The sequence below is a fragment of the Pseudarthrobacter sp. NamE5 genome (assembly GCF_005796225.1).
GTDB lineage: Bacteria > Actinomycetota > Actinomycetes > Actinomycetales > Micrococcaceae > Arthrobacter.
Window position 1 is genome coordinate 1 of record NZ_VAHO01000043.1, and the last position, 436, is coordinate 436.

A 436-nucleotide genomic window follows, 5' to 3' on the forward strand; every position below is an offset into this window, starting at 1 on the left:
GTGACGCTCTTGGCGAGGTTGCGGGGCTGGTCCACGTCGTAGCCCTTGGCGGCGGCGAGTTCCGCGGCGAAGATCTGCAGCGGGACGGTGGTCAGCAGCGGCATCAGCAGGGTGGGGGTTTCGGGGACGTAGAAGACGTGCTCGGCGTAGGCCTTCACGGCTTCGTCGCCTTCCTCGGCGATGACCAGGGTGCGGGCGCCGCGGGCGCGGACTTCCTGGATGTTGCTGATGACCTTGGCGTGCAGTGATTCGCGCCCGCGCGGGGACGGGACCACCACGAACACCGGCTGGCCTTCATCGATCAGGGCGATGGGGCCGTGCTTGAGCTCGCCGGCGGCGAAGCCCTCGGCGTGGATGTAGGCGATTTCCTTCAGCTTCAACGCACCCTCAAGCGCCACCGGGTAGCCAACGTGCCGGCCCAGGAACAGCACCGACT

General features: G+C 67.9%; 1 protein-coding gene. It reads right to left on the bottom strand.

The genetic code is table 11. From position 1 onward, the window contains the following. Positions 1 to 436 (bottom strand): SIS domain-containing protein (locus FDW84_RS19000; protein WP_138611033.1); only part of this gene is annotated, 436 nt, incomplete at both ends.